The 6,645-nt window shown below is 58.4% G+C and carries 5 protein-coding genes and 1 tRNA gene; 1 reads left to right on the plus strand and 5 read right to left on the minus strand.

Features of this window, described 5'->3' with window-relative positions; translation table 11 throughout:
- Positions 1-18: 18 nt before the first annotated feature.
- From WMO64_RS14475 to WMO64_RS14495, 5 genes are all read right to left on the minus strand, one after another.
- Complete coding sequence (locus WMO64_RS14475; protein WP_349232418.1) at positions 19-2,505, minus strand: ABC transporter permease; 2,487 nt, start codon at positions 2,503-2,505, stop codon at positions 19-21.
- Positions 2,489-3,181: an ABC transporter ATP-binding protein gene (locus tag WMO64_RS14480; protein ID WP_349232419.1), complete on the minus strand. Its 693-nt coding sequence runs from the start codon at positions 3,179-3,181 to the stop codon at positions 2,489-2,491. The genes WMO64_RS14475 and WMO64_RS14480 overlap by 17 nt, the downstream gene beginning before the upstream one ends.
- A gap of 264 nt (positions 3,182-3,445) precedes the next feature.
- Positions 3,446-3,521, minus strand: a tRNA-Ala gene (locus WMO64_RS14485).
- 492 nt (positions 3,522-4,013) lie between these two features.
- Positions 4,014-4,997 carry an NADH:flavin oxidoreductase gene (locus WMO64_RS14490; RefSeq protein WP_349232420.1) on the minus strand — a complete coding sequence of 328 codons (984 nt, stop codon included), beginning with the start codon at positions 4,995-4,997 and terminating at the stop codon, positions 4,014-4,016.
- 21 nt (positions 4,998-5,018) lie between these two features.
- A complete protein-coding gene (locus WMO64_RS14495; protein WP_349232421.1) occupies positions 5,019-6,431 on the minus strand; it encodes an MATE family efflux transporter in 1,413 nt (470 codons plus the stop codon).
- A gap of 148 nt (positions 6,432-6,579) precedes the next feature.
- Between WMO64_RS14495 and WMO64_RS17125 the strand changes: the two genes are divergently transcribed.
- A partial coding sequence (locus WMO64_RS17125) for an oleate hydratase (RefSeq protein ID WP_353963972.1) occupies positions 6,580-6,645 on the plus strand: 66 nt, incomplete at its 3' end.

Genomic DNA, 6,645 nt, shown 5'->3' on the forward strand with positions numbered 1-6,645 from the left:
TACCTCCTAAAAAACAGGTCAGCCGGTCTCCCGCAGGCGCTGAATCACCGGCTCCCGGGACGATACCCAATAGGCCAGAGCGGAAATGCAGGGACACAGCACCAACAGAGCCAGCACCAGCCCCACCACCAGTCTGGGCGGCCACACAAAGGAGAAGGCCAGGACCCCTGTATCGATGTGTGTATCGGAAAAGGCGGCCCACAGGATGCCGCAGCCTGCCAGGAACAGGACAGAGGACAAAACGGCGTAGATGCCCCCCTCCCACATGACCACGGCCCGCAGCTGCCGGCGGGTCATGCCCAGGCTCTCCATCATGGCCAACTCCCGGCGGCGGGTCTGCACCGAGGTGGCCATCACATTCACATAGTTCATAAGCCCCATCAGCACCATCAGAATACATACACCGTTGCCCACCAGTGCTACGGTCTGCTGGTTGTGGGCGTAGTCGGCCTGAGCCCGGGCGGCGCTGACATACTCCACGTGACCGGGGGCCACAGCCAGAATCTCTTGGATGGCCTGATCCAAAGTCATCAACTGGCCCTCCTTGGCGTTGATGCAGATATACTGGATATCTGCATCCGGATTGATCCGATCCATGCCAGCCTGGCTGACCAGCACCCCCGGCACATGGTCGGTACCGCCCGGAGCAATTTTCAGGGGAATGTTCTCACTTACTACTCCGCCGATGGTAAAGGACTGGACCTGCCCGTCCCGACCGCGAATGGACAGAGTCTGACCAACCATGCCGGAAAGATCCTCCGGCTGGTCCACCATTTCTCTGCTGCTGTCGTAAACCAGCAGGGTATCTCCAGCGGCAAAGGCGTTTAAATCTACCGGCTGCTCCGCAGTCTGATTATACTCCTCCAGGACAGAAAGCTCCAGTGTCACCGCATGTGTGTCCTCAAATTTGCCCGCGCTGGCCTGATATGCTTCCATTCTCTCTTCCACGGCAGCCGGATCGTCTTTACTTGCCCGCCGTGCCCACTGCTTGGCATAGGGCCAAAGAACTTTCGGGTCGCTCTGGATATACAGCCTGGACTCCCGGGTGATCTCTATCTCCTGGATTCCGTCCAGTTGGGTAATGGCCTCCATAGCGGAGTGGTTAAGGGTCTGGGCAAAAATGGAATCCTCCTCCGGGTTGGTCTGCCAGGAGCTGTATATGGTAATGTCATAACCGCTTGTATCATACTCCGGCATGTCCAGGTGGAACACACTGTTTACCGCCAGAATGAGCACCGCCCCCAGGGTGAGAGAGGCAAAGACTCGTACAGCCTGCTTTTTCTGCCGGAACACGTTGTGCAGGGCCATGGAGCGCAGCCCAGTTCTCCGCCCCGTCTTGCCACGGCGTCCCCCCGGCAGCCCGGTGTAGGACAAGGCCTGCATGGGAGAGATTTTTCCCGCCAGACGGGCCGGCTTCCAGCTGCTCAGGGCCACCGTCAGCGCCACAAACAGAATGGTGCCCAAAAAGATAACGGGGTAAAAGTTCACCGTCCGGGGCATGGCGGACATATTGTCGTTGGTCAATGTCTCCAGCACCCGGGGCACCACCTCCAGGCAGAGCAGCATCGCCGCCAGCAGGCCGGGTACCAGACCGGCCAGAGCTGCCAGTATGGCCTTTGCCCGCACCAGGGTGCGCAGCTGCCGGGGGCTGGTCCCCAGGGTCTTCAGCATACCATAAAACCGGATATCATGCTGGACGGAGAGGGACAGAATGTTGCTGACAAACAGGCAGCTGCCCACCAGAATGAGCAGCGCTGTAAATCCCAGCAGGCCAAGGACCTGCTCTAGGGAAACGACGGAGCGCTGGGGCGTGGAAGCCCAGTGCTGCGCGTCTGTGAGTGGAATCTGCTGCAAGGTCTCCCAGGTTCCTTCCTCAGACCAGCATACCCCCAGCTGGCAGCTTTCCCAGCCCCATAACTCCGGATAGAGCTCCCGAGCTCCGGACTCCGAGCGGAGCACCCGGTCCTCCGATGTGTAGTCGGTAAACCAGCCGGTTAGTTGGTAATCCCGGGTCAGGTGGATGGTCATACCCACCTCCGGTTCATCAATGCCCAGCCGTTTGAGGGTATCAATGGACATCATGACCTCCAGCATGTCCTGGGGGTAGGTTCCCACCACGTCGGAGAGCATGGGGAGGATCTGGTGCTCCCAGGCCGCCTCGTCGTAGTACCAGTGCTGTAAGGGAATCTCGAAGCCAAGCGCACCTGGAATCGTCTCCTGACCGATCCATATCCGGATACCTGCTACCTCCACCCCGGGGGTAGACTGAATCTGCTCATACTGCTCCTGGGTCGGGGCGTACAGGAGGGCGTCGGTCACACCGTCCAGCCGGTCCATCATGGTCTGCAAATTGCGGAAGTAGTTGACGCCGATGGTAAAGATGGAGAAGAGCATGACGGTGGAGAGAAAGACGGCCAGGGCTGTGAGCAGATGGCGGCTCAGGTTGGCCCTGATGCTTCGTCCGGCCAGGCGCCAGAAGAGACGGCGGTTATGAATGCGGAACATGGTCCCCCTCCTTCCCCAGGATGCGTCCGTCCTCAATGTGGAGGATGCGGTCGGCCAGCTGGGCCAGTTCCTCGTTGTGGGTGATCATGATGAGGGTCTGCCCAAACTTCCGCACTGAGTTCTGGAGCAGCAGGGCCACCTCCAGCCCGGTTTTGCTGTCCAGATTTCCGGTGGGCTCGTCGGCCAGAATCAGGGCCGGCTTGGTGGCCAGGGCACGGGCGATGGCCACCCGCTGCCGCTGTCCGCCGGAGAGCTGGTCGGGCATGGCGTGGCGCTTCTCCTCCAGCCCCAAGGCGTGGATGATTCCATCCAGAAATTCCTTGTCAGGCCGCAGACCGTCCGCCTCCAAGGTGAAGGTGATGTTCTCATACACATTGAGCATGGGGATGAGATTGAAGTTCTGAAAGACAAAGCCGATGTTTCGCCGGCGAAAGATGGTGAGCTGCTCGTCATTTAGTTTCCCCAGGTCGTGGCCCCGCACCCACACCTCCCCGGAGGTAGGCTTGTCCAGCCCGCCCACCAGATTCAAAAGGGTGGACTTTCCGCTGCCGGAGGTGCCGACAATAGAGACAAACTCCCCCTCCTCCACCGTCAGCGAGACGTGATTCAGCGCATGGACGGCATTGTCTCCGCTGCCGTATGTCTTACACAAATCTTTGGTAACCAGAATCGCCATAGAAGTCCCTCCTATGTGGTGTTACCAGTAGGATACCACAGACTTCTTACGATTTGGTGACGGGTGGCGGAATTCTTGACCACCTATACTCTGTTTTGACATGGCTGTCGCTGGATGCTTGCTTTGGACTGCCAGGAGGACAATGGCTGAAAACAGTGCGGCCTCTTCCCCCGGTTCAAAGGGACAGGCAGGAGCCGGTACACCGCCCTGTTTGTCCTGAAACAAATAAAAAAGGCCTGAAATCTTACGATTTCAGGCCTTTTTTGGTGGAGATAAGCGGGATCGAACCGCTGACCTCTTGAATGCCATTCAAGCGCTCTCCCAGCTGAGCTATACCCCCATATTTTTGTCGTCTCGTGACGACTTGTTTATTATAGCAGGTCCCCCCTCTGTTGTCAACTGTAATTTTAAAAAAATCCGTTTTTTCTCCCCCCAGTACAGTACACAGCGCCGGGGCCCCGTCTTCTTCCGCAGCTCCGGCGCTGCCTTTTCATCCGTTCCGTCCCTCGTCCGCTTGGCAGGCCAAGGCAGATCAGCAGGCAGAGGTGTGGCCGCAGCTGGTAACGCTTCCCCACAGCCTGGACGGCTATAATGAAATTCACCCGGGCTGCCCCAACTACTGGCGGGCAGATAAAGGGCGGCAGTAAGAAATACTGCCGCCCCTTTTGGGCACACAGAAGGGAATTTTTTCTGACAAAAACAGAATATCAGCATCCATCCGGCCAACCCATGATGCCTGCCGCAAAACGGTCATACGCCGTGCTGCGAAGAAAATGGACAGATCCATACTGGTGTGGAAGACTATTGGTACAGGCACTGATCGGCAGCCTGCTCAAGTTCCATCAGCCCAGTGGGCATTTTTGAAGATTGCCCGGCCCACTCCGATGAGGTCGGCGCAGTCCTCGCCCAGCAGGGTCTCCGCCTGGTCCAGGGTCGTAACGCCTCCCGTCAGAAGGACGGGGACGCGGACGGCCTGTTTCACGGGAACCGACAGGTCCCGGAAATACCCCGGTTCCCGGTGCCCGGGGCGGACAAAGCCGTTCATGCCGCCGGTGAGGTGAAGAAGATCCACGCCGCTCTTCTCAAAGATACGGCAGGCTTCCACGCAGTCCTCCACGGTGCTGCCTCCGGCCTCATAGTCGCAGCCGCCCAGCCGCAGGCCAATGGGAAAGTCCCCGCCCACGGCCTGCCGGGCCGCCTGGATGACCTCCCGGTGAATCCGGGTGCGGTTTTCCACCGACTGCGGGCCATATTCATCGCTTCTCTGATTGGCCAGCGGGGAGAAAAACTGATTGAGGAGGTAGCCGTGGGCGGAGTGGAGTTCCACGCCGTCAAAGCCGGCCTCCTTTGCCCGAAGGGCTGCCCGGGCAAACCACTCGGTCACCTGCCGGATCTGTTGGCGGGTCATCTCCGCGGGCAGTTCCTTCTGCTGCTTGGGGTGGCAGATCGGGCTGGGCCCCACGGGGGGCTGCCCGGTCATCTCGGACAGCGCCGCTGTTCCCGCGTGGCTGAGCTGGGCAAAGACCCTGACGCCCTCCCGATGGATGCCGTCGGTGAGACGGCGCAGGCTGGGAATCACGTCGTCGGAGGCCAGGGAGGTCTGGCCGGGATGTGCCTTCCCCTGCAGGTGGATATAGCTGTGTTCGGTGATAATCAGACCAATTTTGCTGTACTTTGCCCGTTCCCAGTAATAGCTGCACACCGCATCGGTCACACAGCCGTTTTCGTCCGCCTTGGCGGTGGCCATGGGCGGCATCACCAGACGGTTGGACAGAGTCAGATGGCGGATCGTAATGGGGTCAAATACATGTGCCATAGGATTTCCTCCGTTTAAAGTCTATGTTGGTATAGATACCGGCTTTTCCCGCGATTCCGGTGCTGCGCAGAGGGTTTCTTTTCGATGGATGCTTCTCAATTCCGCCAGGCTGAAGGCCAGGGCCAGCACAAAGGCGCAGGCATCCCCCACCGGACCGGCCCACAAAGCCCCCTCCACGCCGAGAAAGGCCGGCAGAATCAGCAGGGCGGGCAGCAGGAAGATGACCTGTCGGGAAAGAGAAATCAGCGTGGCCTGGACAGATTTTCCCATGGCCTGGAAGAAAATCCCCGTACAGAGCTGAAAGCCATTCAAGAGGATCAGCAGCAGGAAAATCTTCAGGCTCTTCACCGCAAACTCCTGATACAGCGCCGATTCCGAGCCGAAAATCCCGATGATCTGTTCCGGAAAAAGCTGAAACACCACCGTGCCCACGGCCATGACAAGGGTCGAACAGCCCGCAGCCAGGAAATAGGTTTTCTTGGCGCGATCCAGTTTCCCCGCGCCGCAGTTGTATCCGATGATCGGCTGGGAGCCCACGGCAATGCCGATGACGATGCCCGTAATGATCTGATTGACCTTCATGGTGATGCCCAGGGTCGTCATGGGGATCTCGGAACCATATTGGGAGGCGGCGCCGTATTTGACCAGCACATTGTTCATCACTGTAATCACAATGGTGGCTGCCAGCTGCATGCAGAAACTGGAGATGCCAAGGCTGCACATCCTCTTGCACAGGCCCCGCCGGGGCTTGAAGCAATCCTTTTTCAGGGTGATGGAGCGGAATCTTCTCAGATACACCAGCGTGATCCCGCAGGAAACCACCTGTCCCAGAACCGTTGCGATGGCGGCGCCTGTAACACCCATTTGGAATACAAAGATAAAGATGGGATCCAGAATCGTATTTAAAATCGCCCCGCTCAACGTGGCGATCATGGCAAAGACCGGGCTTCCGTCGGCGCGCAGGATGGAATTGAAGCCCATACTGAACATATAAAAGGGGAAGCCCAATACAATGATGAAGCCGTATTCCAGGGAATACTGCATAATGGCGTCGGTGGCGCCGAACAGGACACACAGGGGCTTCAGGAAAATCAGAGACAATACGGTCAAAAGAACGCCAACCGCAGCCGTCAAGGTAATGGCATTCCCCACGCCCCGTGCGGCATTCTCTTTTTCCCCCTGTCCCAGGCAGAGGCTGAAATAGGCCGTGGCGCCGTCGCCGATCATGAGTCCCAGAGCCAACGCAATGACCGTCAGGGGCAGTATGACGTTGGTAGCGCCGTTTCCCAGATAGCCCACGCCCCGGCCGATAAAAATTTGATCTACAATGTTATACAGGGTACTGACCACCATGGAAATGATGCTGGGTACGGCAAAGGTCCCCAGCAGTTTTCCCACCGGCGCATATCCCAGAGGATTTGTTTCCGCCTGCATGACTTTTCTCCTTCCGGTTGATTTCGACTCAGCGGGAGAACCCCGCATTTGGAAATCATAAAGGTTCCCATTATGGGAAAGTCAAGGAGAAATTTTCGGAAACCTGAAAAAGGCAGACGGCGGGCGCCGGGAGAGCTCTCCCGGCTTCATGCCCCGGGCCAAGGGCGACCGGCCCGACGTCATCCCCGACGGCTGCGTCAACTTCGCCTTCCTG

The sequence above is a fragment of the Pseudoflavonifractor intestinihominis genome (assembly GCF_040096055.1).
GTDB lineage: Bacteria > Bacillota > Clostridia > Oscillospirales > Oscillospiraceae > Pseudoflavonifractor > Pseudoflavonifractor intestinihominis.

Coding starts and splice junctions, on each gene's coding strand:
- WMO64_RS14475 (WP_349232418.1), bottom strand. CDS start 2,505: ATGTTCCGCATTCATAACCGCCGTCTCTTCTGGCGCCTGGCCGGACGA.
- WMO64_RS14480 (WP_349232419.1), bottom strand. CDS start 3,181: ATGGCGATTCTGGTTACCAAAGATTTGTGTAAGACATACGGCAGCGGA.
- WMO64_RS14490 (WP_349232420.1), bottom strand. CDS start 4,997: ATGGCACATGTATTTGACCCCATTACGATCCGCCATCTGACTCTGTCC.
- WMO64_RS14495 (WP_349232421.1), bottom strand. CDS start 6,431: ATGCAGGCGGAAACAAATCCTCTGGGATATGCGCCGGTGGGAAAACTG.